This window comes from Bacillus sp. BK450, from assembly GCF_004364885.1.
Lineage (GTDB): Bacteria > Bacillota > Bacilli > Bacillales > Bacillaceae > Bacillus > Bacillus safensis.
The window spans coordinates 1-26,341 of sequence record NZ_SOBQ01000002.1; the positions used below are offsets into that span (position 1 = coordinate 1).

Below are 26,341 nucleotides of genomic sequence, written 5' to 3' on the forward strand. Positions count from 1 at the left end.
ATTTTTTCATCAAAGGTTTGGCTATCAAATACCTCTAGGGAAATGAGGTCATCAATGTCTTGAAAAATCGTTTTGAGTGCCTTTTTTTGATCCTTTACAATGCTTTTGGCGTTTTTGATGCCCATATGTACTGCGTTGTCTAAAAAGTGTTCTTCTACAAAGGTATCGCCGCCAAAGCTCGTATCATCCAGTGTCCCAGAAACACCATCATGAAAGGCTTTTTGCTTATCAATGAAGCTGATAAACATGTCTACATTTCCAGCCAGCTCTTTATAGAAACTTTTAATGTTATCGGCTCCTTTCCCAGTGAAATCATCACCGAGATTGGCAACACCTTGTAATGCCTTTTTTAAATCTACCATTTGTTCGCGGAGTTCCTGGTAGTGTTTTGCCCTTGTGTCCATGGCACTTGTTAGTGCTTTTGCATCAAGTATCTTCCCCAGCAGAATTCACTCCTTCCTATTCATTGACAAGGTCAATTTTACCAATAAAAATTTTGTCATTAAATAGGAATATTGATACAAAAAACAGTACTTATTATGTAAATGAACAATGTTTCAATAGAATACTTTAGCTCCACTTTTGTCAGTAATAATTATGATGCGATATTTAGAACATCTTTTAAATAAATATTTTTTTAAGCTACTTCATTATAAAATTGTTTTAGAGCCCTTCCATGGTAAGGAAGATGTCACTAGTCGAGGCAATCCCTACATGAATTAGGAATGCACTTAGAAAAAGCACACCCGCATCAGTGTACTTTTTACGATTTAGACTTCAGCAATTGCAGCTCTTGCTCCATGATATCTGCTGCTTCAGTTATAAATTGAATAATTAAATCTAATTCTTCTGGTTTGTATTCATTTGTGAGTTCCTTCGTTGATGTTGATAAGGATCGAAAGAGTTCTTTTACCTGTGATTTCCCCGCTGTTAGAGGAACAATGATGACTCTTCGTTTGTCTTTTGGGTCCTTTTCTCTTTTGGCGTACTCCGCTTTTTCAAGCCGATCAATGAGAGCTGTGACCGCACCGGAGCTAAGGCCTGTTTTTTCACTTAATTCTCCTGCTGTGAGAGGACCGAGTTCGTTTAATAAATCGGCGGATTTGAGATCTGTTGGAAAAAGGCCGAGCGATTGAGCGGCCGCTTGGTGGAACAAAACGGTTCGTGTGGCGAAGCGCCTCATTGTATGTATGATCTGGGCTGCTCTGTCTTCAGCCTCGTTCTTTATTGACAACTTGTTCTCCTCCCTTTAAAATCAATTTATCTTGATCATCAAGATAAATGTTCTCTTACTTTATGGTTAAGTTGATCATAGCAAAAATAATGAGAGAACGTAAGCAGGAGGTAAATGAAATGAATCATGTGGATAAAGGCAAGGCATCCACTCGCTTTGTTGTCATCGGTTTGCTGTTAGGGATTTTTATGGCAGCGATGGACAATACCATTGTTGCAACAGCAATGGGAAGCATCGTAGCAGATTTAGGCAGTTTTGATAAATTTGCTTGGGTGACGGCTTCTTATATGGTGGCAGTGATGGCGGGAATGCCTATTTACGGAAAGCTTTCTGATATGTATGGTCGAAAGCGTTTTTTTCTGTTTGGACTTATTTTCTTTTTAATTGGATCAGCGCTGTGCGGTATCGCACAAACGATGGATCAGCTCATTATTTACCGAGCCATTCAAGGGCTTGGGGGCGGTGCACTTCTTCCGATCGCATTTACGATTATCTTTGACATCTTCCCGCCTGAAAAGCGCGGAAAAATGTCTGGTATGTTTGGAGCAGTCTTTGGTTTATCAAGTGTACTCGGACCGCTTTTAGGTGCTATTATTACGGATTCGATCGGCTGGCATTGGGTTTTCTATATTAATGTGCCGATTGGTATTGTCAGTGTCTTCTTGATCGCCAGATACTATCAGGAATCGCTTGAACATCGTAAGCAGAAAATCGACTGGTCAGGTGCTATTACACTTGTCGTTGCGGTTGTCAGCTTAATGTTCGCGCTTGAGCTTGGCGGTAAATCTTATGCTTGGGATTCGGTGCAAATTCTCACACTTTTTGCTGTGTTTCTTGTGTTCGGTACGATCTTCTTTATTGTTGAGCGTAAGGCTGAGGAGCCGATTATCTCATTTTGGATGTTTAAAAATCGATTATTTGCAACATCTCAAATTTTGGCGTTTTTATATGGCGGGACATTTATTATTCTTGCTGTCTTTATTCCTATTTTCGTGCAGGCGGTGTACGGTGAATCTGCGACAAGTGCAGGGTTCATTTTAACACCGATGATGATTGGATCAGTCATTGGCAGTATGATTGGCGGAACGATGCAGACGAAAGTGCCTTTCAGACGTCTTATGACCATTTCTGTCATTTCATTTTTCGCTGGGATGCTGCTGCTTGCCAATATGTCACCAGATACAGCAAGACTGTGGCTCACACTCTTTATGATGATATCAGGCTTTGGCGTCGGGTTCAGCTTCTCCCTTCTGCCTTCAGCTTCAATGAATGATCTTGAGCCACGCTACCGAGGCAGTGCAAACTCGACCAATTCATTTATGAGATCACTTGGAATGACTCTGGGTGTCACGATTTTCGGAACGATTCAAACCAATGTGCTGACAAATCGTTTAGCAGATGCCTTTAGCGGAATGAAAGGAGCCCCTTCTCAAGTAGGCGATCCACAGGCTATTTTCCAAGAAGGTGCCCGCTCACAAATTCCGCCTGATATTTTAAATAAAGTCATCGATGCGATGTCACAAAGTATTACGTACGTATTTTTGCTTGCATTATTCCCGATTGCACTTGCGGCGATTACGGTCATATTTATGGGAAATGCACGAGTACGCACATCTAATGAAATGAAAGAAAACGAATAATGTGAAAAAGCAGAGCGATAGCGGCTCTGCTTTTTTTCTTATTGATATAACGGATGGGCTTTGCCTTCACTGCCAACGATTCGTATTTTCGATTGGACCATGTCTTTCGCTGCTTGTTTTGCTTTTTGTAAATACATACGCGGATCTAAGCTTTCAGGTTCGTTTGAGAAATGATCACGTATTGCTTCGGAATACGCATTTTTCAGTTCAGTTGAGACATTCACCTTTGCCATACCAAGTGCAACGCATCGCTTGACATCCTCATCTGGTACAGCGGAACCACCGTGCAGGACAAGTGGTACATCGACCAGCGCTGCAATTTGTTCAATGCGGTCAAAGTCAATATCCGGCACCCCTTTATAAATGCCATGGGCAGTACCAATCGCAGGCGCTAAAGTAGGCACTCCAGTTTCTTCTACAAATTGACGGCATTCTGATGGAACGGCTTTTTCAGCATCCTTTTCGTCAACGACGATATCATCTTCTACACCGCCTACCTTGCCTAGCTCTGCTTCGACATTTACACCTACTTTTAAGGCAAGATCCACGACTTCTTTTGTGCGGCGTACATTTTCTTCATATGAGTGCATAGATGCATCGATCATAACGGATGTATATCCAGCCCTGATACAGGTGAGAATCACATCAAAGTCTGTGCAGTGATCCAGGTGAAGACCGATTGGGATTTGATATTGATCAGCCGCCGCCTTCACTGTATCTGCAATCGCTTTTGCTCCAAGAGATTGAACCGTTCCAACCGTTGTTTGCAAAATCACAGGTGACTTTAATTCTGCGGCAGTTTCGAGCACCCAATAGATACTGTCAAAGGAGTGCACATTGAATGCCACAATTCCGTATTTTTCGTTTTTCGCAGCCTCAAGCATTGGTGTTGTTGAAAGTAAAGGCATGATCAAACATCCTCTCTAGTTAAAATATCCGTTTCTAATACAGCAAGCATGTCTTCATTTGTTCTTGTTTCCAGCAGTTTTTGACGTTTCGTTTCATCCATTAAGCCTCGTGAAAGGGCTGAAAGAGCTTTTAAATGAGTCGTCCCTGCTTCACTTTTAGGGATCAGTAAGGATAAGAAGAAAAAGCAAGGCTTCCCATCAAAAGCGTCCCATTCAATACCTGTTTCCGTGCGGACGATCACAAGTGCTGGTTTCGTGATGGCTTCTGTTTGAGTATGCGGAATGGCAAATCCATCTTGAAATCCGGTTGTACTCAGTGCTTCCCTTTCCGCTAACCCTTTTTTGACATCCTCTGGTGAGGTGCAAATACCTGCTTTGTAGGCAATGTCAGCAATGGCTGCGAACACGCCAGCCTGTGAAGAAGCTGTTTCGTGAAGATTCATATAGATATGTTCCATCATTTCTCATCCTCCCTTTTAAACTGCGGGGTTGTCTATTTTTTTACGGTAAAGTCCGTAGAGAATCGCACCTACGAGTGAGCCGATTAGTATGGAAAGCACCCATTGGAATGCACCTGTGACGACCGGAAGAACAAGGAATCCACCATGCGGAGCTGGAACCTGTACCCCAAACAAATATGTCAATATAGCAGAGATGGCAGAGCCAAACATGATAATTGGCAGGACAACGACCGGGTTTTTGGCCGCAAATGGGATGGCTCCTTCTGTAATATGTGTCGCTCCTAGAATATAGTTGATTGCCCCTGCATTTCGTTCTTGTGGCGTGAAATGTTTTCGGAAAATCGTTGTAGCAATCGCAATGATAAGCGGCGGTGTGATACATGCTGCTGACACACCTGCCATGAAGTAAAGGTTACCTTCTGCAAGTAAAGCCGTTCCTGTGACATAGGCTGCTTTGTTAAAAGGTCCGCCCATATCAAATCCACACATTGCTCCAACAATTAAGCCTAAAAGCAGCGGATTTGTGGATTGTACAGATGAAAGAAAGTCCATTAAGGAATTATTTAGCCCTGTGATTGGAACTAACAACGGGGTCATGACAGCCCCAATTAAGAAAATACCGATGACAGGATAGATGAAGATTGATTTTAATCCATCAAGTGATGCTGGTAATTTTTGAAGCAGGAATTGAAGAAGTACGATGATATACCCTGCTGCAAAACCAGCGATAATACCACCTAAGAATCCAGCGCCTCCATCATTTGCAAGGAGACCACCTATAAATCCAACGACCATCCCTGGGCGTCTTGCGATCGAATCAGCGATAAATGCTGCTAAAATTGGTACCATTAAGCTGAAGCCAAGTCCGCCAATGCTTTTCAAATAGGCAGCAAACGGATGATACGTTTCGTGCTTAGGATCAGCAGAGTAGATACCAAATAAGAAAGAAAGGGCAATTAAGACACCGCCTCCAACGACAAATGGCAGCATGTGTGATACACCGTTCATTAAGTGCTTATAAATGGTGTGTATCCATTTATTTGCCGACTTTTGTTGAGAGGATGAAGGAGCAGATGGTTTCTCCGTTCCAGAAGTTCTTCCTTTCACTTGATGAACGGGGGCATCTCCATTGATAATGCCTTGGATCAGTTCATTTGGCGTGCGGATACCCTTCGCTACAGGCACTTCAATTAGTGGTTTGCCGTGAAAACGATCTGTATTTACATCTTTGTCAGCTGCGACAATGACCCCATCGGCCTCCAGAATGTCTTGATCAGTTAAAGCGTTTTCAATTCCTACTTGACCATGCGTTTCGACTTTGATGTCGACCCCTAGTTGCTCGGCAGCGATTTTTAATGCTTCAGCTGCCATGAATGTGTGTGCAATGCCTGTTGGACAGCCGGTTGCAGCGACAATTTTTTTACGGCTCATGTGTTATTCCCCCTTATTTCTTCTGAATGTGTACTTGCTCAATCAATGAATCAATGTCATGTAAATCACTTAAGCCTTTAGAAAATGCAGTAGATGCGCCAGTTGCAATGCCGTAACGTAAGCACTCGTCAGATGAATGACCTTCAAGCTGTTTACTAAGAAAGGCTGCGAGCATCGCATCTCCAGAGCAAGCTGTATTTACTACAGTGCCTGTCGGTGCGTTTCCTTTTAAGACGGCGTCTTTCGTAATGAACAAAGCCCCTTCTCCCCCGCGGGAAATAAGCACTTGCTCTGCACCCATCTCAATGAGTTTCTCTCCTGATTGAATGAGTTCTTTTTCTGACAAAGGATGTGTTTTGCCGAAAAAAGCAGCGATTTCTTCTTCATTCGGTTTTAATAAATACGGTTTGTATTGAAGCGTCTCAAGAACCGCTGCGGAGCTTGTGTCTAAAATGAACTTGACCTTCTGTTGATGACAAATAGCTGCTACTTCTGAAAAAATGCTGGCAGGAACGCCCTTTGGCAGACTGCCTGACATGATGAGGATGCCTCCTTGCGGGATAGCCGCAATTTTCTCACGAAAGGCGTGAAGCGCTTTTTCTTCAATTGCAGGGCCTTGATTCACTAGCTTGTATTCTTCTGTCGTATTGATAAAAACATTAATGCGTGTAATGCCTTCAACCGAGATAAAATCGGTTTGAATGGAGAGATCCTTTAAGGATTGTTCAATATAAGAGCCTGAAAACCCAGCAATAAATCCTAGTGCAGTGCTGGTGAAGCCATATTTCTTTAGCATAATTGACACGTTCACGCCTTTTCCATTCGGCTGATAATCTTCATCTTCTGTGCGATTGACTGCATTTGCCCGCATTTCTTTTAATGCAATATATAGGTCAATAGCAGGATTTAAGGTGCAGGTATAAATCAATTGGTTTCACCTTCTTTCTTTTCTCTAAAGAAAGTATCTCATACGATTCAGTGAAAATGTTTTCAGAATGTGTAAAGGTTTTCATGAGAAAAAGCCTTCCAGATCAAACTCTCGAAGGCTTTCTTATTGGTTATTTCATTCGGATCACATAGGCGTCAAGTAAAATGCGGGCAATGACATGAAGAGACAGACGGGATCTGACTTCATAATCTGGGAAGAAAGATTGTTCCCCTTTATATCCGACTAGTGTCATATCTGATATTTTGCTTAATGTAGAATCTATTCTTGTCGTAACCGTAATGGTTGTGACTTGCTTCATACTGAGGTTTTGACACGCTTCAACAAGCTCAGCTGTTTCGCCATTTAATGAAACAAAGATGGCAAGCTCACTTTTTTCAATGTCTCGCGATTTCAGCCGAATGATATTCGGATCGTCGTGTACTTCACATGTTTTCCCGATGAGCTGTAATTTGATGGTCATCTCTTTGGCGATCATCTCTGAGAAGCCTCTGCCGAAAATATAAATTTTGTCTGCATTATGTATTTTTTGAACGGCATCTTCAATTTGTCCAATACTTTGCAGCTGTATCGTTTTTAAAACCTCTTCTTCATTTTTCCGAATTGCTAGTTTGATGTCTTCATCAATATTTTTGAGCTGGTCGCTTGCATCTGTCATTTTCTTTTCTTGTTTCAATCGATATTTAAAGGATGTATAGCCGTTATAGCCAATTTTTTTCATCAGTCTGACAATCGTGGCCGTTGATACATTGGCTCTTTCGCTTAAAGTGACAATGGATAAGGTGGAGATATCCTCTAAATGCTGGTGAATATAATTGAGTAAATATCGTTCTGTTTCACTTAACGTTTGATATACATCACTTGGGATGTTAAATAATGATTCATTCAAATCGATTCCCCCTTATTCATTTCATACTATAATTAAATGCCCAATAAAAACAAGATGATTCTTTTGTCATGTATTTAGATGAAAGGCGAAAATGAGTGAAATTTTATTTTTGACATAAACTAAGGAAAAGTTGTGTCTATGTGAAAGGAGCTGATCCGTATGCTTCATCTTTTGTTTTATCTGATCCTTCTCTATGTCGTTTATGTCTTTTTGACCGCATTTGTTTTGTTTTATTTACCGATCCAAAAAACATGCAAAGAACATTGTATCTATAAAGCTTCTTCGATCTCAGGAGACGATCAGGGCACAAATCAAGTGATGCTTCTTGACGATGGATTTGAGTCCGGTCAGGCCAGAATCCAAATGATTCGTGAGGCAAAGAGGATGATCCGCCTAAGTTATTATTCCATTCAAAAGGGAAAAACAGCCGAATGGGTACTAGGTGCTTTAATTGAAGCTGCTGATCGAGGGGTGAAAGTTCAGCTGCTTTTAGACGGCATCTGCCACAGTTTGCGTGGACCGCTAAAAGATTTACGGTATGCCGTGGCAAATCACCCGAACATGGCCATTCGTTTTTATGAGCCCTTTCGGTTATTTAAGCCATGGACGTGGCATAACCGCCTTCATGATAAGCTGCTGATGACAGATGGCCGAGTGGCTGTGATGGGCGGAAGAAATATCGGTGATAAATACTTTGCAGATCAGCCCCCGAAAGATTTTGCATTTGACCGCGATGTGCTGCTTTATAACGACAAAAAAGGAAAAGTATTAGATGAAATGGAGCAATACTTCGTTTATTTATGGAATCATCACTTTACGAAAAGAACAAAAGCTGTGTTCTCCAAACAAAAAGCAAAGAAAGGCTTAAAACTAAGAAAGAAACTGCTTAGATCCTATCAGGAGGCAGTGCATGCGAAAGAACCTTTTGTGATGTCGTCCTTTAATTGGGCAGCAGATGGCACCTCAGTAAAGCAGATTGCATTTTTTACAAATCCTGTGGAGCGCTTCAATAAGCGTCCTCTTGTGCTAAAAAAACTAAACGATCTAGCTCACCGGGCAAAGCGTTCTGTGCTCATACAGACGCCTTATGTCATCCCGACACGACCCATGAAAGACGGCCTCACTCCCTTAGCCAGCGGGATTCAAACGACAGTTGTCACGAATTCTCTTACAGCGACGCCAAATCCGTTAGCTTTTGCAGGTTACTTAAGCACGAAAAAGGAACTGATGAAAACAGGCGTTCATTTGTACGAATATGAAGGCCCGTATTCCATTCATGCGAAATCAATGGTCATTGATGATTATTTAAGTATTATTGGCACATATAATTTAGATGCGAGGTCTAGTTTTTTAAATACAGAGTCAATTTTGGTCATTGATAGTGCCCCTTTTGCGCTATCACTTACTCAGGCAATAGAACGTAAAATTGCCTATAGTATACTTGTCGCGAAGGACAAAGCAGCCTATAAAGCGGAGTCCTATGGGCAGAAAAAAAAGCCTTTGATGAAAAGGCTCCTTTTAAATGGTTTATCCGCGATAACTGTTCTATGGCGGCGGTTGATCTAAAGGGCAGCTTACTCTTGTGGCAGCCCTTTTTCTTCTGATTGATCCTCTTCTGCTGACTCCAATTTGGTCAATTTAAACACCAGGATCCCCGCAACAATCACAATGACACCTAATAGTTTTGCGGGAGAAAATTCCACTTTTTCTAACCCAAGCCAGCCAAGCGAATCGAACAAAAGCGCGGAGCCGAGCTGTGAAATTAGGACAATCGAGATTCCATAAGTCGGACCGAGACGTTTGATGCTTTGAACGAGGCAGATGACCACCCCTACTCCAATGGCTCCGCTAATCCAGTACCACGCTTCCATATGTCTTAATTGAAACATGCCGGTTCCTTCTAGCAAAAGACCCATCAAAAGTGAAGCAATAAAGCCCATACCTAGAACGAGAGTGGTCGTTGACCAAGAGCCTGTCTGCTCATTGACCTTACTGTTAAAAATGGTTTGTAAGCTGACGAGTGCGCCAGCCGTGATGGCTAATCCTATTCCTATGATCATGTCTGAATCCCTTCATTTCTTCTATTCATAAATGTTTCGCTCCGCTATTTCTAAGAGTCCTTCCCGGTCAAGAATCGTAATCTTCCCTCTTCGCCTCTCTATCAGCCCTTTTTCACAAAATTGCTGAATCACCCGGTTAATATGACGGTAGCTTGTACCAATTAAGCTCGCCGCATCAGTAAGACGAAGTGCGCTCGCGCTGTTATCCCCTGTTAACACAGACAATAAGTAGCTTGCGAGTCTGACCTCTACAGGGTATAAAAGGTGGAAGCTCAAATCGTTTGATTTCGTATAAAATTTGTTTGTGATGCCCTTTAGTAAAAAGGTTAACACGCGGGGGTCATCCTTCGCATGGCGCATGAGCGCTTGATGAGAAATCCTTAGCATATGTACTTCTGTGACAGCCTCCACTGTATTGACCATATCAGTCTGCTGAACGTATTCAATATCTCCAATCGCTTCAAGAGGATGTTTAAAACAAAGAATGAAGGTCTTTCCTTCTTTTGTGGTGGTGAAAATCTTTAATTTTCCTTTTACTAACAAGTACAAGTGCTCCCTCTGATCTCCCTTTGAACAAATCAGCTCACCTTGCTCATAGCGCCATAAGCTGACGTGTGATATGAGTTTCTGATGAAAGACGTTTTCTAATTCATGTGCCTTGAGATAAGTGGAAAATAGAGATTCATCATGAAGCTCCTCCATCTGACGCCCTCCTTTATAGCTTTAAAATGATTACACCCGCGATCATCAATAGAATTCCTGCATAATGCGGCCATTTCATTTTCTTCTTCTGTACACCAAACCATCCTTTTGCATCGATTGCAAAGGTGAAAGCAAGCTGAGCAATGAGTAAAGCAGCGATGGTCAGTGTGACACCGATCATTTGAATCGCAGTCACTTCATTGAAAATAATAATGGCTGCAAATGCACCGCCTACTAAATAAAGCGGCTGCACCTTTCGATATTCTCGAAAGTGTCCGTCACGTACGATCAGTAAAATGATCAGTGCGATCATAAAGCCGGTCAGCTGCGTGATGGTTGCCGCCTGCCATGTGCCGATATCCTGGCTGATTCTTGCGTTTGCGACGCCTTGCAGTGTAATACAAGCGCCTCCTAATAAAGCGAAAATAACACCTTTCATTCGTTCAAATGCTCCTTCTTTTTCAGTCTAGTTCCATTAAAAGATAGATGCCCTGATGTTGAAAAGGACATATGTCCCACTTTGCGTATTATATCAGAAACTTTTTCTTTTACAGTTGCATCGTTTTAGATTTTTCACAGTGGGTACAGTTTTATATCACCTGAAAACAGAATATTGAATGGAATCACATATAAAAAGGAGACATGTCAGAATGAGAAATCAAGAGAAACATTTTATTAACGGAGAATGGATCGCATCAACAGGAAACGAAACGACGGAAGTCATCAATCCTGCTACAGAGGAAGTCATTGGCACCATTAGTTTAGGTACAAAAGAAGATTTAGATAAGGCAGTCAAAGCTGCTCGTGCCGCCTTCCCTTCTTTCTCAAAAACATCTCGAAATGAACGCGTAAAGATGCTGGAAAACATTGTGCGTGGCTACGAAAAGCGTAAGGATGAACTAATTGAAGTCATGACACAAGAGCTCGGTGCACCGCTGAAAGTATCGGAAGAGGTTCATTACAAAATGGGACATGAACATTTTTCTAAAGCAGCGGAAGCACTTAAATCGTATACATTTACTGAGGACCGCGGCGGGCACACTATTATAAAAGAAGCGATTGGTGTCAGCGGATTGATTACACCTTGGAATTTCCCAACAAATCAAACATCACTTAAAATCGCGGGTGCCATTGCAGCAGGCTCACCAGTTGTCTTAAAGCCTGCGGAAATTACACCTTTTGCCGCAATGATTCTTGCAGACATCATTGATGAAGCTGGCGTACCGAAAGGCGTCTTCAACCTAGTTAACGGAACTGGTGATGTCATTGGTGACGGCATTAGCTCACACCCTGATATTGACTTTGTTTCATTTACGGGATCAGGTGCTGTCGGCTCTAAAATAATGGAAAATGCTGCAGACAATATTAAGAAAGTGGCTCTTGAGCTCGGCGGGAAATCCCCTCTTATCGTCTTAGATGATGCAGATGTGGATGAGGCAGCCGAAACAGCCGTTCATCATATTGCGATGAATACAGGTCAAGTGTGTTCCGCAGCTACACGTGTGCTGATTCCAGAATCAATGAAAGACGCATTTGAAAAAGCGCTGCTGAATGCCCTGCCGAAGTTTACAGTTGGTGATCCGAGAGAAGATCACGCCACTGGCCCGCTTGTCTCCAAAAAGCAATGGGATACCGTGCAGTCTTATATTGAAAAAGGAATTGAAGAAGGTGCTCACCTGCTTGCTGGGGGAACTGGTAAGCCGGACGGACTAGACAAAGGATATTTCGCTAAACATACTATTTTCACAAATGTGAAAAATGATATGACCATTGCGCAAGAGGAAATATTCGGACCCGTCATGAGTGTGATCACATATCAAGACCTGGATCATGCCCTTGAGATTGCCAATGATACAGTGTACGGTCTTGCTGGCTATGTGGTTGGAAAAGATGAAAAAACACTAAAATATGTAGCTGAACATATTCGTGCCGGTCAAATTACCATTAACAACGCCGAAACAGATTACTTTGCCCCGTTTGGCGGCTTTAAGCAATCTGGTATCGGAAGAGAATGGGGAGACTTTGGGATCGAGGAATATTTAGAAGTGAAAGCTGTGATGGGACTTCCAACAGCATAATTTGAAAAAGGAGAAAAACTCTAAGGTTTTTCTCCTTTTTTCATGATAGAAAGAATCTGCCCCCTGCTCCCCTACTTATCCATCATGATTTTATATTTTTCGACCTTTGCTTTAGGAGGAAACGATTCTTGTAACTCATCAAACCAAACCTCAATCGTTTGACCCTGTGACAGCTCTTTAGAATCTACTTTTGTTAAATCCATAACGATGAGATCATTTTTATACTTTTCAATAAGAAGATGGGTTTTCAATGAATCATCGCTTTTTAATGGCGTTTTATTGTTTATAAAAAGTAAATTCGTCTCCCCTTTTCTTAGCAGGATGCCTTTTTTTGAAAAAGATGCTGTTGTTTTATTCTGATTGTATGAATCTTTTATATTGTCCTTTGGAGAATTGCACGCTACTAATAAAATGAGAAAAATCAAGATGACAAGCCGAAAACATTTTATATTTTTAAACTTTATCTGCATCAACTTTCATACACCCCTTTTCAATCCCTTACGATCGTCTCTTCATTCAAAACGGCCCATTTTTCTAAAGATGCTTTATACAGTTAAGCGATTCACCTTCAAGTTCTGTCACCTTGCAAAGGTATTAGAAATCTTAATCATGACAATCAATATTATATATTTTACTTAATGGCAAACTTTCGGTAAAGTTCAAATTGAACCTATATATATAATTCCTATCGAATTAATCTATGTTTATATTCCTTGTGAGGTGGATATCGTTGCAACTTCATGTATTGAACAGTCCGTTTAGTCAGGAGCAGGCAGAACTGCTTAATCAGCTGCTTCCGACTTTAACAGATCAGCAAAAAATTTGGCTTACCGGTTATTTATCAGCACAGGCAGCTTTAGCCGGATCAGAAAATACTGCCCTAGCCCCTTCTCTTTCTGCCGCAGCACCAGCGCAGCCTATCAGCAAAGATGTGACCGTCCTTTATGGCTCACAAACAGGCAATTCTGAAGGGTTAGCAAAAAAGACAGCTCAACATCTTGAAGAGAAAGGTTTTCAAGTGACGCTCTCTTCTATGTCAGATTTTAAACCAAATAGTCTGAAAAAAATAAACAATTTACTGATTATCGTCAGCACACATGGCGAGGGAGATCCGCCTGATAATGCCCTTTCTTTCCATGAATATGTTCACGGCAGACGTGCACCAAAGCTTGATCATTTAAGCTTTTCTGTCCTATCACTTGGTGACAGCTCTTACGAATTCTTCTGTCAAACAGGTAAAGAATTTGATGAGCGCTTAAAAGAGCTTGGCGGAACGCGTCTTTTCGATCGAGTGGACTGTGATCTTGATTATGATGAGCCGTTTTCTGAATGGCTTCAAGGGGTGGCATCATCACTTAGCGAAGGTGGAGCCGCAGCAGCCCCGCAGGAATCAGCTGAAGCAAACACTCAAACGGCAGCATCTGAATACTCAAGAACAAATCCTTTTTATGCTGAAGTGCTTGAAAATATCAACTTAAATGGCCGCGGTTCTAACAAAGAAACCCGTCATTTAGAGCTTTCTCTTGAAGGATCAGGACTTGTTTATGAGCCGGGTGACAGCCTTGGTATTTATCCAACAAATGATCCTGCGCTTGTTGATGAACTGATCACAACATGCGGATGGAATGCAGAGGAAGCCGTAACCGTTCATAAAAACGGCGACACGCTTCCTTTAAAAGAAGCACTTACCTCTCATTTTGAGATTACCGTATTGACAAAACCTCTTCTTCAAAAGATGGCGTCCTTTACAAAAAGCGAAGCCTTGCAGGCCCTTTTAGAAGAAGGAAACGAAGAAAAGTTAAAAGCGTATATAGCAGGAAGAGATTTAGTAGATGCTGCTCGTGATTTCGGTCCTTTTGAAGGAACAGCGGCAGACTTCACTGCCATTTTAAGAAAAATTCCGGCTCGCCTTTATTCCATTGCAAGCAGCCTGAAAGCAAATGAAGAAGAAGTTCATTTGACGATCGGTGCTGTGAGATATGATGCTCACGGAAGAGAACGTCAAGGTGTCTGCTCAATCTTATGTGCGGAGCGCTTAGAGCCAGGTGATAAGCTGCCTGTTTATATCCAGCACAATCAAAACTTTAAGCTTCCTGAAAACCCTGAAGCACCGATCATTATGGTAGGACCAGGCACAGGCATCGCCCCTTTCCGTTCCTTTATGCAGGAGCGCGAGGAAGTCGGTGCAGACGGAAAGTCATGGCTGTTCTTCGGTGATCAGCACTTTGTGACGGATTTCTTATATCAAACCGAATGGCAAAAGTGGTTAAAAGATGGTGTGTTAACGAAAATGGATGTGGCTTTTTCAAGAGATTCAGAGGAAAAAGTATATGTCCAGCACCAAATGAAGAAACAAAGTAAAGAATTATTCGAATGGCTGGAGCAAGGTGCCTATGTATATGTCTGCGGAGATGAAAAACATATGGCGCATGATGTTCATAATACCCTTCTATCAATCATCCAAGAAGAAGGTGCGATGAGCAAAGAGAAAGCTGAAAGCTATCTAGCCAACTTGCAGCAGCAAAAACGCTATCAGCGTGACGTATATTGATTGAATGCTTGAAAGAAAGGAGCTTTTACTTACATGGTGAAGACAGCATTAACAGCGCCGGATGGACCTCCGAGCGACGTAGAGGAAATCAAAGAAAAAAGTGATTATTTACGGGGTACTTTAAAAGAAGTGATGCTTGATCCGATTTCAGCGGGTATTCCTGATGATGATAACCGTCTGATGAAGCATCACGGCAGTTATTTACAGGATGATCGTGACCTGAGAAATGAACGGCAAAAACAAAAGCTTGAGCCTGCCTATCAATTTATGCTGCGCGTCCGCCTGCCTGGCGGAATCGCTACATCCAAACAGTGGCTTGTAATGGATGAGCTTGCTCATAAATATGGAAACGGTACGTTAAAGCTGACAACTCGTGAAACCTTTCAGCTTCACGGTATTCTAAAATGGAACATGAAAAAGACCATTCAAGACATTCATTCCACTATGCTTGATACGATCGCTGCTTGCGGCGATGTGAACCGTAATGTCATGTGTACGTCAAATCCTTATCAATCAGAAGTGCACCATGATGTATACGAGCTCGCCAAAAAATTAAGTGATGACCTGCTTCCACAAACAAGAGCGTACCATGAAATCTGGCTTGATGAGGAAAAGGTAGCAGCAACGCCTGATACAGAGGTTGAACCGATGTATGGTCCACTTTATTTGCCAAGAAAATTCAAGATTGGTGTGGCGGTCCCTCCTGCTAACGATATTGATGTTTTTTCGCAGGATTTAGGCTTCATTGCAATTATTGAAAATGATCAATTAGTCGGTTTTAATGTCGCGATTGGCGGTGGAATGGGCATGACTCATGGTGATACAGCGACCTATCCTCAGCTTGCAAAAGTAATTGGCTTTTGTACACCGGAACAAGTTGTAGAGATTGCCAAACAAGTGATCACCATCCAGCGGGACTACGGAAACCGTTCGGTGAGAAAAAATGCCCGCTTTAAATATACAGTGGACCGCCTCGGTCTTGAGAATGTAAAAGAAGAGCTTGAGCGCCGCCTTGGATTTACCCTATTAGACGCAAGAGATTATCACTTCGATCATAACGGTGACCGCTATGGCTGGGTAAAAGGAATCAATGGCAGATGGCATTATACAATGTTTGTAGAAGGCGGCCGTATCACGGATTACGATGATTATCCGCTGATGACAGGTATTCGTGAAATCGCAAAGATTCATACAGGTGACTTCCGCTTAACAGCGAATCAAAATTTGATCATTGGAAACGTCACATCTCATAAAAAGAAACAAATCGAGCAGCTCATTGAGGAGTTTGGTTTGTCAGATGGACAGCAGCACTCTGCACTGCGCCGCAGTTCAATGGCCTGTGTTGCTCTTCCGACATGCGGCTTAGCGATGGCAGAGGCAGAACGCTACCTCCCGCGCTTAATTGACAAAATTGAAGAGATTGTCGAAGAAAATGGCTTAAGTGATAAAGAAATCACGATTCGTATGACTGGATGTCCAAATGGATGCGCCCGTCATGCGCTTGGTGAAATTGGCTTTATCGGGAAATCACCTGGTAAATACAACATGTATCTTGGCGCTGCGTTTGATGGCAGCAGATTAAGTAAACTGTACCGAGAAAATGTAGGAGAAGAAGACATTTTAAACGAGCTTGGCTCTCTTCTCCCTCGCTATGCAAAAGAACGCGCGGAACATGAACATTTCGGTGATTTTGTGATTCGGGCAGGTATTGTAAAAGAAACAACAGATGGCACGAATTTTCATGTGCAATAAAAAAGACAGGACTCTCTCCTGTCTTTTTTTTATGGACTTTGTTTCCTTTTCAAGTATTCGCAAATGCTGTTATACACATCAGGATTATCTAAAGACGAAAGATCTGGTGAAGGCTGCTGTTCATAAGCTCCTTTTAATAAACGCCGGACGATTTTTCCGTTTCTTGTTTTCGGTAAAGCTGAAATGAGATGAATTTCCTTTGGTGTGAGCGCTTTTCCCGCATATGAACCAACATGTATTTTGAGCTCTTGAATGAGTGCTGCTTCTTCAAAAGTCTGTGAACTGGCCACAATGAAACAAACTAGTGCTTCTCCCTTCACCTCATCCTTTACTCCAATCACAGCAGCCTCATGTACGGCTGGATGCCCGACAAGAATGGATTCAATTTCAGCTGGACCAATGCGTTTACCTGCTGTATTAATGACATCATCCGATCTGCCCGTGATATGGAATGCGCCATCCTCTGATTGCATCACCCAATCACCGTGCGTCCACACCCCATCAAATCGCCTAAAATAGGTGTCTTCATATCGCTCCGGATCTTTCCAAAACCCACATGTCATGCCGACCCACGGCTTTTTCACAACAAGCTCCCCTACCTCATTCAGAACGCTCTCTCCTGCCTCATTATACACATCTGCCGCCATTCCTAAGATTGCCGCATTAAAAAGGATCGGTTTGATTGGACGAAGCAGCGTACTTCCTACAATACCGCCAGAAACCTCTGTTCCCCCTGAGTAATTTAAGATTGGAATGTGCTTTTGACCAATGGTGTCAAAAAGCCATTGCCATGGTGCTTCATTCCACGGTTCACCTGTAGATATGATGGCTTTCACATGCGGCAGCTCAATGTCTGAAAGGTTTTGCTGCATCGCAGATCGAACAAAAGTAGGTGAAAGTCCAAAATGGGTGACTTTTTGCTCGTGGATGAATGACCAAAGGTGCTGTTCATCTGGATAATCGGGGGCGCCGTCATATAAAACAATTGCAGCTCCATTGATCAAGCCGCCAAAGACGAGAAAGGGCCCCATCATCCATCCCATGTCTGTGAGCCAAAACAAACGGTCTCCTTTTGCGACGTCCATACAAAGACCGGCATCAAAAGCCGCTTTTACAGGAAAGCCTGCGTGTGTATGAACAGCCCCTTTTGGTGTACCGGTTGTTCCAGACGTGTATAAGATCATAAGGGGCTCTTCATTTGAAAGATAAGTCGTTTTATTCATTGGTTCCTCTTTTAACAAATCGTTTAACTGAATATCCTCTTTATATCCAGTAGAAGAGGAAGCATGTACAATGACTGTTTGGACAGTCTTGGTTTTGTCGATCGCTTCTGCCGCACATTCACGCATGTTGATCGTCTTTCCCCGGCGCGTCACGCTAGAGCCTGTGACGACAATGGTTGCACCTGATGCACGAATACGTACGGCAAGAGGCTCGCTTCCATAGCCAGAAAAAACCGGGCTAAAGATGACACCAATCTTTGCAAAGGCAAGCATGACAGCAGCCGTTTCCGGAAGCATCGGCATATAAATGACCGCTACATCCCCTTTTTGTATTCCCTTCTTCAAAAAACCAGCAGCGAGACGATTGACCTTTTCTTGAAGTTCGAGGAACGTCCATCTTCTCTCTTCTCCCGCTTCATTTCTCCACATCACAGCTGGTTGATGCTGGGTTTCTTCATTCTCTGCCCATTTGTCAACAGCCGTTTCGACCACGTTGAGCCGGCCGCCTTTATACCAATTGGGCCACATGAATGAATCTTGGCCTAATGCGGCTTCATACGGCTTCTTCCACACGATGCCGACCGCCTTTTCGGCTTCTCTCCAAAACCAATCGGTCCGCTCGATACTAGCTTGATAGAACGCATCATAAGTAGAAAAACCAAGTGAATGCATCCATTTGTAAAGGCGTGTTTGTTTCATCATCTGCTCTTCGGGTATCCACGCTGGTTTTAGGTTCATCATGAGGCCGCCCCCTTTAGACCGGATAAACCGGGTGTTTTCGTCTTGTAAATGTCATCTCTTTAGAGGTATAGGCTTGTAATCTATGACAAAGCTCATCTCGCAAATGGTCAAATGGGATGACACCATCGACAATCATTTCAGAGGCAAGCTCATATATATTCATATCTTCCTGGTATTCCTTGCGTTTCTCTTGAATAAATGCTGCTCTTTCCTCAGCAGGCAGTTCGGCAATTTTATTCGCATAGACAGCATTTACAGCGGCTTCTGGCCCCATGACAGCAATTTGTGCTGATGGAAGTGCGAGACAGCAATCCGGTTCAAAGGCCGGTCCTGCCATAGCATATAAACCTGCACCATATGCTTTACGAACAATGACGGATATTTTCGGAACGGTTGCCTCTGACATGGCGGAAATCATTTTCGCCCCGTGCCTGATAATGCCTGCTTGTTCTACTTTGGTTCCGATCATAAACCCCGGTATATCGGCAAGGAAAAGGAGTGGAATATGAAAGGCGTCACATAGCTGAATAAACTTAGCCGCTTTGTCGGCTGAGTCATGGAATAAAACGCCGCCTTTTACCCTCGGCTGGTTGGCAATAAGACCGACAGGCTGACCATTCATGCGGCCAAAGCCTGTGATCAGCTCGGCGGCAAACAGTTTTTTGATTTCAAAAAAAGATCCTTCATCAATGAGTAAATCAATGAGCTGATACATATCAAAAGGGGTATTCTGCCCTTTAGGGATGAGGTCTTGGATGGTGATCTCTGATGGTTTAGGTGCGATTGCGGCTGCCCGTTTTGGTTTTTCTGTATAGTTGGCAGGCATGTAAGTTAAATAAGTGCGGGCGATTTGAATGGCTTCTTCCTCTGTTTTTGCTAAAATATCGCCGCATCCAGAAATGCTGCAATGCATTTTTGCTCCGCCCATTTCTTCAAGTGATACTTTCTCTCCAATCACCATTTCGGCCATTCGCGGTGAGCCTAAGTACATTGAGGCATTCCCTTCGACCATGACGACGATGTCACAAAAAGCAGGAATGTAAGCACCTCCGGCTGCCGAAGGACCAAATAGTAAACAAATTTGCGGAATACGTCCAGACAGCTTCACCTGGTTATAAAAAATGCGGCCTGCACCCCTTCTGCCTGGAAACATGGCGATTTGATCGGTGATTCTAGCACCCGCAGAGTCAACTAAATACAGCATTGGGCAGTTGAGCTTTTCGGCTGTTTCCTGGATTCTAATGATTTTTTCTACCGTTTTGACGCCCCATGATCCTGCTTTGACGGTAGAATCATTTGCCATGACGCAAACAGTTTGCCCGTTCATCCGCCCTGTTCCTGTGATAACACCATCTGCTGGTAAATGTTCATTTTGACACTCGGCAAACATGGCCTCCTCAATGAAAGAATCCTCATCTAATAACAACTGGAGGCGGTCACGGACAAACAATTTTCCTTTTTCTTTGTTTTTTTGATGGTATCGGTCTGCCCCGCCTTTCAGAATCTGCTGTTTTTTTAGTTCATATTCTTCGATCATACCCATTCCCCTTTCTTGCTACCTGCCTCTGTATTGAGGCATTCGTTTTTCTTGGAAGGCTCGAAGACCTTCCGTTCGATCTTCTGTCTCAATGAGCCGTAGATAGGCTTCGTATTCCTTTGTCAAACCTGTATGCAAATCGTGATCAAGGCTTGATTGAATCGCTTGTTTCGCTTCTTTTAAGGCAAGCGGGCCATTTTTGATGATTTGTTTTGCAAGAGAGATGGCATCGTTCATGAGGGAATCTGCTACAGAGATATGCTCAATCAGCCCAATTTGAATAGCTTCTTCTGCTTTTAATGATGCGCCTGTGAAAATAAGTTCTTTTGCTTTACCGAGTCCAATGAGGCGCGGAAGGCGCTGCGTCCCTCCGGCTCCTGGTATGATAGCTAGTCCTGTTTCTGGCAGGCCGAGTCTTGCTCCGGCTCGTGCAATGCGGAGATCACAAGCGAGCGCGAGCTCAAGTCCTCCGCCTAGTGCGTGTCCGTTCATCACTGCAATGACAGGTACAGGAATAGATTCAATCTCGATAAAAGTTTGCTGAATCGAAAGAACAGCTCCTTTCGCTTCTGCTTCTGTCATCAATCGTCGTTCTTTTAAATCTGCTCCCGCACAAAAGACTTTTGAACCGGCTCCTGTAATGAGAAGACAGCGAATGCTTTCATCGTGTTTGATTTCTTGAATGATTTGATTGATCTCCTCCAGCATTGGAGCAGATAGGGAATTCGCTTGTTCTGGCCTGTTTAAGGTCATGATACCGACCTGTTCATCTTGTATCGAAAAATGAACCAATGATGTCATGTTATTCATCCTTTATGAAGTAGTCTAAGAGTGAAAAGCGCGTAAACAGTGACTAGGCAGGGTTCGATCTACTTTTGCTTCAATCCATTCTGCCGCTTTAATTAATGCAGGAAGGTGAATATTTGTCTCAATTCCTAGTTTTTGAAGCATATGCACCACATCTTCTGTCGCCACATTTCCGCTGGAACCAGGTGCATAGGGACATCCGCCGAGCCCGCCGCTGGAGGAGTCAAATATGGTGATCCCTGCTTTTAATGCCGTATAAATATTCGCAAGAGCCATCCCCTTCGTATCATGAAAATGAAGAGCAATTTTATCAGCAGGAAAACGTTCGAGTAAAATGTCTAAGCGTCTTTCTACTTGAAGCGGATGGGCTTCACCGATGGTGTCACCGAGAGATATTTCATCAATGCCATAAGAAAGCAAAATATCCGTTAACCGGAGGACTTGATCCATTGGCACTTGTTTTTCATATGGGCAGCCAAACACGGTGGAAATATACGCGCGCGTGTTTTTTCCTGATGCTTTTAAATCAGCTGTCATTTGTTTGATAACAGGAAGTGTTTCGTGGATGGATTGATTCATATTTTTCTTGTTATGTGTTTCACTCGAAGAGATAAACATAGCGCCTGTGTCAAGATTGGCTTCAAAAAAATGAGCTAAGCCTTTTTCATTGGGAATGAGTGCTGCATAGGTGATGTCGTCTTTTTTGTTAAAGGATTGGGTGAGTTCTTTGGCATCTTTTAAGGCTGGAACCCATTTAGGATGAACAAATGATGTGACTTCAATATAAGGGAGCTGGGCTGCTGCGAGCAGATCAATCCACGTTCGCTTCTCGCCTGTGTCCAGCCAGACTGATTCATTTTGCAGTCCGTCCCGCGGGCCGACCTCCCTGATAAGCACACTCTTTGGTAATGCCATCTGGCTCCCTCCTATTCTGTTAGTTCTAAAAGAACCTCTCCTTCATCGACAAACTCTCCCTCTCCCTTATACACTTTACTGATGATCCCGGCCTCTTCAGCAACGATCGGAATCTCCATTTTCATTGATTCTAAAATGGCAACCTCCTGTCCTTTTTGCACTTCATCGCCTTGTTTCACAAGAAGCTTCCACAAGTTTCCGGCCATTTGAATTGTGACAGTTTTCATGAACGGTTTTCCTCCCTTTTTTTCATGAGAAAATCGGTGGTGATGCTGCCTTGTAAGAATGCAGAAGATCCGGTCATTTCCCTTAAAAGCGGTAAGTTGGTTTTGATCCCTTCTATTTCATATGCTTGTAATGCCCCTTTTAATCGTTCTATTGCAAGTTTTCGTGTATCACCGTAAACGATCATTTTCGCAATCATTGGATCGTAAAAAGGGGTAATGATGCTTCCATTTCTCACGCTTGACTCATGACGGATATACGGAGCTTCAGGTGTGGAAAGCCAAGTGATCGTTCCTGGTGATGGATAAAAGGTGACGGGATCTTCCGCATAAATTCTAACCTCGATGGCATGGCCGATTTGATGAATATCCTCCTGATTAAAGGAAAGCGGCTCACATGCAGCGATTTTCAGCTGTTCCTCGACAAGGTCAATGCCTGTAATTTCTTCTGTGACAGGGTGCTCTACTTGTAATCTCGTGTTCATTTCTAGGAAATAAAAGTGTTGATGCTGATCAACTAAACATTCAATCGTTCCTGCATTTTCATACCCAATCGCTTTGGCTGCTTTGACGGCCATCTCCCCCATCTGTTGTCTCACTGATTCATCGAGACAGGCGGCTGGTGCTTCTTCAATGATTTTTTGATGTCTTCGTTGGAGTGAACAGTCTCGCTCAAATAAGTGAACCCCATGACCGAAGGAATCAAAAAGGACCTGAATTTCAATGTGCCGAGCGTTTTCAATAACCTTTTCCATATACAGCGTCCCATCGTTGAAAAAGCTTTGCGCTCTTTTTTGATTCCCTTCAAAAGCCCTGTACAGCTCCTCGTCATTTTGCACGATCTGCATGCCAATTCCTCCGCCCCCGCTTGATGCCTTGAGCATGATCGGATAACCGAGTGACTGCGCTTGACTGACCCCTTCTTCTGCATCATGCAGCGGAGCTGAAACGCCTGGTACAATAGGGATACCTGCTTGAGCCATCGTTTTTCTTGCTTCAATTTTATTCCCCATTCGCTGAATGACTTGTGCGGATGGGCCAATAAAGGCGATTCCTTCGCTACGGCAGCGTTCTGCAAAGGCTGCATTTTCTGATAAGAGGCCATATCCTGGGTGGATGGCATCTGTATTTGTCTGCTTGGCTACACGAATGATGGCTTCCATGTTTAAATAGCTTTCAGATACTTTCGCGCCTCCAATCGGATAGGCGCTGTCTGCTTCTTGCACATGAAGTGCATGCTGATCTGCTTCTGAATAAACGGCGACGGTGTGGATTCCGAGCCTTTTACACGTTCGAATAATTCGCCGGGCAATTTCGCCTCGATTGGCAATCAGTACTTTTTGAAACATCACTGCCTTCACTCCTTTATTAGATCAAGTGCCTGCTTTTTCAGACGAAATTTTTGAATCTTCCCTGATGCGGTCATTGGATACTCGTCAGTGATGAAAAAATATTTAGGAATTTTGTAGCGTGCCATTTGCGACTGACAATAGCTGGTGAGTGTCTCAATTGTCACCGTCCTACCTTGTTTAAGCCGAATGAATGCGGCGGCTTCTTCTCCATACGTCTCGTCAGGTATACCAACGACCTGTGCATCAAGAATATCCGGATGAGTGTAAAGAACATCCTCAATCTCTTTTGGGTAAACATTCTCCCCGCCTCTAATGATCATATCTTTCAGCCGTCCTGTGATTTTCACATAGCCGTCCTCATCCATCTCTGCTAGATCACCCGTATGAAGCCAGCCGTCCTGATCAATCACTTCATTTGTGGCTTCTTCATTTTTATAGTAGCCTTTCATCACATGATAGCCTCTTGTACACAGCTCTCCTTGTTCTCCTCTTGGTACTTCCTCCGGCGTGCCTGGAACGGTGATTTTCACTTCAATGTGAGGAAGCGCCCGGCCGACCGTTTGAACCCGCCTTTCAAATGAATCATCCGTTCTTGTTTGGGTAATGACAGGAGAGCTTTCGGTCTGTCCGTAAGCAATCGTGAGCTCCTTCAGTCCCATTTGTTCAATGACGGCTTTCATCACATGGGATGGGCAAAGAGATCCTGCCATAATGCCCGTTCGTAATGTGGACAGATCGTATTGGTGAAAATTCGGATGGTCGAGTTCTGCAATGAACATTGTCGGGACGCCGTGAAGTACGGTGCACTTCTCTTTTTCCACTGTTTGAAGAACTCTCTCTGGATGGAAGGATTCAATTGGAATGATTGTTCCTCCTTTTGTGAGACAAGCAAGCACGCCAAGAACAGATCCAAAGCAATGAAAGAAAGGAACAGGGATACACATTCGATCCTTTTGGGTGAGCTTCATACAATCTGCGATTTGGCTGGCATTGCAGACAATGTTTGTATGGCTGAGCATGACTCCTTTTGGGTAACCGGTTGTGCCTGAAGTATATTGCATATTAATGACATCATCAGGCGCAAGCTCATCCATTCGTTTCTCCCACTCATGATCCTCTGTTCTTTTGGCAGCTGCTTGAATACTGTCCCAGCTGCGCATGCCCTTTGGCGTGTGCTTACCTATATAGACGACACTTTTTAAATAAGGAAAAGATGAGGATGTGATCTCTCCTTGATGAGCGTTTTGAAGCTCCGGTATGAGTTCTTCAAGCATTTTGACATAGGATGTCTCTTTAAACCCGTCTACGATAAACAGCATGTTGCTATCAGAGTGCTTGAGTAAATAAGCGAGTTCTTGTGATTGAAAGTTTGTATTCACGGTGACAAGAACGGCTCCAATCGACGCGCAGGCGAATTGCAGCATGAGCCATTCGGCTACATTGGGCGCCATGATGGCGATATGATCCCCTTTTTGAACCCCTAATGCCATAAGACCTTTCCCGGTTTCCTTGACTTCTCGATAAAACGCTTCATATGAATATCGTAAAGAACGTTCTGGATACACAATGGCTTCATGTGCTGGATGCTGATCCCGTTTCTCTTTTAATAACGAGCCGATTGTTTGTGGATGAATCGACATCATGGCTTTCCTCCTCCATTGATGGTAAGCGTTTTCATTATCGGATTACGCTAACAGTTGTCTTGCGATGACTAGACGCTGAATTTCAGAGGTCCCTTCTCCAATTTCCATCAGCTTGGCATCTCTCACAAGCCGTTCTACACCACTTTCTTTCATGTAGCCTGTTCCTCCGTGAATTTGGACAGCATCAAGACTTGCTTTTGTCGCCATTTCAGAAGCGAAAAGCTTGGCATAGGCAGCTTCTTTTGTAAACGGCTTGCCGTGATCTTTCAGCCAAGCGGCTTTCCACACCATTTGTCTAGCGAGTTCTATTTGCATCGCCATATCTGCCAGCTTAAACTGAATGGCTTGGAAGGAAGAAAGGGTCTGCCCAAATTGCTTTCTTTCTTTTGCATGCGAGAGCGAAGCATCTAGTGCAGCTTGTGCGATGCCAACTGATAACGCAGCAATTGAAATGCGCCCCCCGTCTAATGTATATAAAAATTGCTTAAAGCCTTTCGCTGGGTCTCCTAAAATATTCTGGACTGGTACACGTACACCGTCTAAAATGATTTCTGCTGTATCTGAACCGCGCACGCCCATTTTGTCATATGGATTTGTAATGGTCAGCCCTTTTTGCCCTTTCTCCACAATGAAGGCGGAGATGATTGGGCGGCCGTTTTCATCTTGATCCGAGACAGCAGTGACGATAATGGTTCTGGCAAAATTGGCGTTTGTGATCCAGCACTTCTCCCCGCTAATGACATACTCTTGTCCGTCTTTGACTGCTTTTGTTTTCGTCCCTTTTGCATCTGACCCTGCATTTGGTTCTGTTAATCCGAAGGAACCAAGTGCTGTTCCAGAAGCCAGCGGGACAAGGTGGTCCATCTTTTGCTCCTCTGTACCGAAGTAATAAAGCGGGCTTGCGCCTAAGGAGACGGCTGCGGCATAGCTAAGACCTGTACTGGCACACTGTTTTCCGATTTCTTCTACAGCGAGTGCATATGATATCGTATCTCCTCCTGAGCCGCCGTATTTCTCTGGAAAGGGGATGCCCATAAAGCCGAGCTCCCCCATTTTTTGAAACGTTTTGGCTGGGAATACGGCCTGTTCATCAATGGTTTGAGCGAGTGGTGCAATTTCTGCTTTGGCGAAATCTTTGACCATCTGGCGGATCATTTGTTGTTCTTTCGTTAATTCAAAATCCATCTTGCTTCCCCCTTTAGCTCTTTCTATCATATTTATTAATCAAGCAGCTGCTTCATGCCAAG

At 43.4% G+C, this 26,341-nt stretch carries 24 protein-coding genes; 5 read left to right on the plus strand and 19 right to left on the minus strand.

All coding sequences use genetic code 11. The features are described from left to right. On the minus strand, window positions 1-404 hold a 404-nt coding region (locus EV579_RS05105; protein ID WP_243837387.1), incomplete at its 3' end, for a T7SS effector LXG polymorphic toxin. 359 nt (window positions 405-763) lie between these two features. Next, on the minus strand, window positions 764-1,183 hold the full coding sequence (locus tag EV579_RS05110) for a MarR family winged helix-turn-helix transcriptional regulator (RefSeq protein WP_243837401.1): 420 nt from the start codon (window positions 1,181-1,183) through the stop codon (window positions 764-766). A 170-nt stretch (window positions 1,184-1,353) separates the two neighbouring features. Here EV579_RS05110 and EV579_RS05115 point away from each other — a divergent pair, with 170 nt between their 5' ends. Continuing rightward, the gene (locus EV579_RS05115) at window positions 1,354-2,874 is read left to right on the plus strand and encodes an MDR family MFS transporter (RefSeq protein WP_133744067.1); all 1,521 of its coding nucleotides are present in this window, start codon (window positions 1,354-1,356) and stop codon (window positions 2,872-2,874) included. 38 nt (window positions 2,875-2,912) lie between these two features. Here the strand turns inward: EV579_RS05115 and EV579_RS05120 are convergent, their stop codons facing one another. The 5 genes from EV579_RS05120 to EV579_RS05140 all read right to left on the minus strand — a co-directional run bounded on the left by EV579_RS05120 (window position 2,913) and on the right by EV579_RS05140 (window position 7,509). Then, entirely contained in the window at window positions 2,913-3,782 is an 870-nt protein-coding gene (locus tag EV579_RS05120; protein ID WP_044335845.1) for a class II fructose-bisphosphate aldolase, read from the minus strand. 2 nt (window positions 3,783-3,784) lie between these two features. Then, window positions 3,785-4,243, minus strand: coding sequence for a PTS sugar transporter subunit IIA (locus EV579_RS05125; RefSeq protein WP_024427781.1), 459 nt, complete (start codon window positions 4,241-4,243; stop codon window positions 3,785-3,787). Between the two features lie 15 nt (window positions 4,244-4,258). Continuing rightward, entirely contained in the window at window positions 4,259-5,674 is a 1,416-nt protein-coding gene (locus EV579_RS05130; RefSeq protein WP_133744068.1) for a PTS fructose transporter subunit IIC, read from the minus strand. Window positions 5,675-5,687: 13 nt separating this feature from the next. Then, window positions 5,688-6,602, minus strand: coding sequence for a 1-phosphofructokinase (pfkB, locus tag EV579_RS05135; RefSeq protein WP_133744069.1), 915 nt, complete (start codon window positions 6,600-6,602; stop codon window positions 5,688-5,690). 130 nt (window positions 6,603-6,732) lie between these two features. Then, window positions 6,733-7,509 carry a MurR/RpiR family transcriptional regulator gene (locus tag EV579_RS05140; protein ID WP_024425669.1) on the minus strand — a complete coding sequence of 259 codons (777 nt, stop codon included), beginning with the start codon at window positions 7,507-7,509 and terminating at the stop codon, window positions 6,733-6,735. A gap of 159 nt (window positions 7,510-7,668) precedes the next feature. On the opposite strand from EV579_RS05140, the gene EV579_RS05145 reads away from it, so the two are divergent. After that, window positions 7,669-9,075, plus strand: a complete 1,407-nt coding sequence (locus EV579_RS05145; protein WP_133744070.1) for a phospholipase D-like domain-containing protein — start codon at window positions 7,669-7,671, stop codon at window positions 9,073-9,075. Between the two features lie 8 nt (window positions 9,076-9,083). On the opposite strand, the gene EV579_RS05150 is transcribed toward EV579_RS05145, so the two are convergent. Genes EV579_RS05150 through EV579_RS05160 form a run of 3 tightly spaced genes read right to left on the minus strand, consistent with a single transcriptional unit; the run spans window position 9,084 to window position 10,710 of the window. Next, window positions 9,084-9,569, minus strand: coding sequence for a DMT family transporter (locus EV579_RS05150; RefSeq protein WP_025093180.1), 486 nt, complete (start codon window positions 9,567-9,569; stop codon window positions 9,084-9,086). Between the two features lie 21 nt (window positions 9,570-9,590). Further along, a complete protein-coding gene (locus tag EV579_RS05155; protein WP_098677256.1) occupies window positions 9,591-10,271 on the minus strand; it encodes a Crp/Fnr family transcriptional regulator in 681 nt (226 codons plus the stop codon). Window positions 10,272-10,284: 13 nt separating this feature from the next. Continuing rightward, the gene (locus EV579_RS05160) at window positions 10,285-10,710 is read right to left on the minus strand and encodes a DMT family transporter (protein WP_120206925.1); all 426 of its coding nucleotides are present in this window, start codon (window positions 10,708-10,710) and stop codon (window positions 10,285-10,287) included. 211 nt (window positions 10,711-10,921) lie between these two features. On the opposite strand from EV579_RS05160, the gene EV579_RS05165 reads away from it, so the two are divergent. Further along, window positions 10,922-12,349 carry an aldehyde dehydrogenase family protein gene (locus EV579_RS05165; protein WP_025093179.1) on the plus strand — a complete coding sequence of 476 codons (1,428 nt, stop codon included), beginning with the start codon at window positions 10,922-10,924 and terminating at the stop codon, window positions 12,347-12,349. A 71-nt stretch (window positions 12,350-12,420) separates the two neighbouring features. Here EV579_RS05165 and EV579_RS05170 read toward each other — a convergent pair whose 3' ends face one another. Next, entirely contained in the window at window positions 12,421-12,819 is a 399-nt protein-coding gene (locus tag EV579_RS05170; RefSeq protein WP_133744071.1) for a DUF3221 domain-containing protein, read from the minus strand. A gap of 260 nt (window positions 12,820-13,079) precedes the next feature. Between EV579_RS05170 and EV579_RS05175 the strand changes: the two genes are divergently transcribed. Both EV579_RS05175 and cysI read left to right on the plus strand, forming a co-directional pair. Further along, on the plus strand, window positions 13,080-14,900 hold the full coding sequence (locus EV579_RS05175; RefSeq protein WP_024427773.1) for an assimilatory sulfite reductase (NADPH) flavoprotein subunit: 1,821 nt from the start codon (window positions 13,080-13,082) through the stop codon (window positions 14,898-14,900). Window positions 14,901-14,933: 33 nt separating this feature from the next. Further along, window positions 14,934-16,652, plus strand: coding sequence for an assimilatory sulfite reductase (NADPH) hemoprotein subunit (gene cysI, locus EV579_RS05180; protein ID WP_133744072.1), 1,719 nt, complete (start codon window positions 14,934-14,936; stop codon window positions 16,650-16,652). Window positions 16,653-16,681: 29 nt separating this feature from the next. Here cysI and EV579_RS05185 read toward each other — a convergent pair whose 3' ends face one another. The 8 genes from EV579_RS05185 to EV579_RS05220 are packed head-to-tail and all read right to left on the minus strand — an operon-like array spanning window position 16,682 to window position 26,279. Then, window positions 16,682-18,616, minus strand: coding sequence for an AMP-binding protein (locus EV579_RS05185; RefSeq protein WP_133744073.1), 1,935 nt, complete (start codon window positions 18,614-18,616; stop codon window positions 16,682-16,684). A 13-nt stretch (window positions 18,617-18,629) separates the two neighbouring features. Continuing rightward, on the minus strand, window positions 18,630-20,153 hold the full coding sequence (locus EV579_RS05190) for an acyl-CoA carboxylase subunit beta (protein ID WP_133744074.1): 1,524 nt from the start codon (window positions 20,151-20,153) through the stop codon (window positions 18,630-18,632). An 18-nt stretch (window positions 20,154-20,171) separates the two neighbouring features. Beyond that, window positions 20,172-20,954: an enoyl-CoA hydratase gene (locus EV579_RS05195; protein ID WP_133744075.1), complete on the minus strand. Its 783-nt coding sequence runs from the start codon at window positions 20,952-20,954 to the stop codon at window positions 20,172-20,174. A gap of 24 nt (window positions 20,955-20,978) precedes the next feature. Then, window positions 20,979-21,875, minus strand: coding sequence for a hydroxymethylglutaryl-CoA lyase (locus EV579_RS05200; RefSeq protein ID WP_044335270.1), 897 nt, complete (start codon window positions 21,873-21,875; stop codon window positions 20,979-20,981). An 11-nt stretch (window positions 21,876-21,886) separates the two neighbouring features. Further along, the gene (locus EV579_RS05205) at window positions 21,887-22,102 is read right to left on the minus strand and encodes an acetyl-CoA carboxylase biotin carboxyl carrier protein subunit (protein WP_044335272.1); all 216 of its coding nucleotides are present in this window, start codon (window positions 22,100-22,102) and stop codon (window positions 21,887-21,889) included. Continuing rightward, complete coding sequence (locus EV579_RS05210) at window positions 22,099-23,448, minus strand: acetyl-CoA carboxylase biotin carboxylase subunit (protein ID WP_133744076.1); 1,350 nt, start codon at window positions 23,446-23,448, stop codon at window positions 22,099-22,101. The genes EV579_RS05205 and EV579_RS05210 overlap by 4 nt, the downstream gene beginning before the upstream one ends. A gap of 8 nt (window positions 23,449-23,456) precedes the next feature. Next, window positions 23,457-25,094: an AMP-binding protein gene (locus EV579_RS05215; RefSeq protein WP_133744077.1), complete on the minus strand. Its 1,638-nt coding sequence runs from the start codon at window positions 25,092-25,094 to the stop codon at window positions 23,457-23,459. A 42-nt stretch (window positions 25,095-25,136) separates the two neighbouring features. Further along, entirely contained in the window at window positions 25,137-26,279 is a 1,143-nt protein-coding gene (locus EV579_RS05220) for an acyl-CoA dehydrogenase family protein (RefSeq protein WP_133744078.1), read from the minus strand. Window positions 26,280-26,341 lie beyond the last annotated feature (62 nt).

Bases quoted from the DNA above. Each gene is read 5' to 3' on its own strand.
- EV579_RS05125 (WP_024427781.1), bottom strand. From the start codon at position 4,243: ATGATGGAACATATCTATATGAATCTTCACGAAACAGCTTCTTCACAG.
- EV579_RS05165 (WP_025093179.1), top strand. From the start codon at position 10,922: ATGAGAAATCAAGAGAAACATTTTATTAACGGAGAATGGATCGCATCA.
- EV579_RS05120 (WP_044335845.1), bottom strand. From the start codon at position 3,782: ATGCCTTTACTTTCAACAACACCAATGCTTGAGGCTGCGAAAAACGAA.
- EV579_RS05215 (WP_133744077.1), bottom strand. From the start codon at position 25,094: ATGATGTCGATTCATCCACAAACAATCGGCTCGTTATTAAAAGAGAAA.
- EV579_RS05190 (WP_133744074.1), bottom strand. From the start codon at position 20,153: ATGATCGAAGAATATGAACTAAAAAAACAGCAGATTCTGAAAGGCGGG.
- EV579_RS05155 (WP_098677256.1), bottom strand. From the start codon at position 10,271: ATGGAGGAGCTTCATGATGAATCTCTATTTTCCACTTATCTCAAGGCA.
- EV579_RS05170 (WP_133744071.1), bottom strand. From the start codon at position 12,819: ATGCAGATAAAGTTTAAAAATATAAAATGTTTTCGGCTTGTCATCTTG.
- EV579_RS05210 (WP_133744076.1), bottom strand. From the start codon at position 23,448: ATGTTTCAAAAAGTACTGATTGCCAATCGAGGCGAAATTGCCCGGCGA.
- EV579_RS05160 (WP_120206925.1), bottom strand. From the start codon at position 10,710: ATGAAAGGTGTTATTTTCGCTTTATTAGGAGGCGCTTGTATTACACTG.
- cysI (WP_133744072.1), top strand. From the start codon at position 14,934: ATGGTGAAGACAGCATTAACAGCGCCGGATGGACCTCCGAGCGACGTA.
- EV579_RS05130 (WP_133744068.1), bottom strand. From the start codon at position 5,674: ATGAGCCGTAAAAAAATTGTCGCTGCAACCGGCTGTCCAACAGGCATT.
- EV579_RS05150 (WP_025093180.1), bottom strand. From the start codon at position 9,569: ATGATCATAGGAATAGGATTAGCCATCACGGCTGGCGCACTCGTCAGC.
- EV579_RS05185 (WP_133744073.1), bottom strand. From the start codon at position 18,616: ATGATGAACCTAAAACCAGCGTGGATACCCGAAGAGCAGATGATGAAA.
- EV579_RS05195 (WP_133744075.1), bottom strand. From the start codon at position 20,954: ATGACATCATTGGTTCATTTTTCGATACAAGATGAACAGGTCGGTATC.
- EV579_RS05115 (WP_133744067.1), top strand. From the start codon at position 1,354: ATGAATCATGTGGATAAAGGCAAGGCATCCACTCGCTTTGTTGTCATC.
- EV579_RS05205 (WP_044335272.1), bottom strand. From the start codon at position 22,102: ATGAAAACTGTCACAATTCAAATGGCCGGAAACTTGTGGAAGCTTCTT.
- EV579_RS05220 (WP_133744078.1), bottom strand. From the start codon at position 26,279: ATGGATTTTGAATTAACGAAAGAACAACAAATGATCCGCCAGATGGTC.
- EV579_RS05200 (WP_044335270.1), bottom strand. From the start codon at position 21,875: ATGGCATTACCAAAGAGTGTGCTTATCAGGGAGGTCGGCCCGCGGGAC.
- EV579_RS05110 (WP_243837401.1), bottom strand. From the start codon at position 1,183: ATGAGGCGCTTCGCCACACGAACCGTTTTGTTCCACCAAGCGGCCGCT.
- EV579_RS05145 (WP_133744070.1), top strand. From the start codon at position 7,669: ATGCTTCATCTTTTGTTTTATCTGATCCTTCTCTATGTCGTTTATGTC.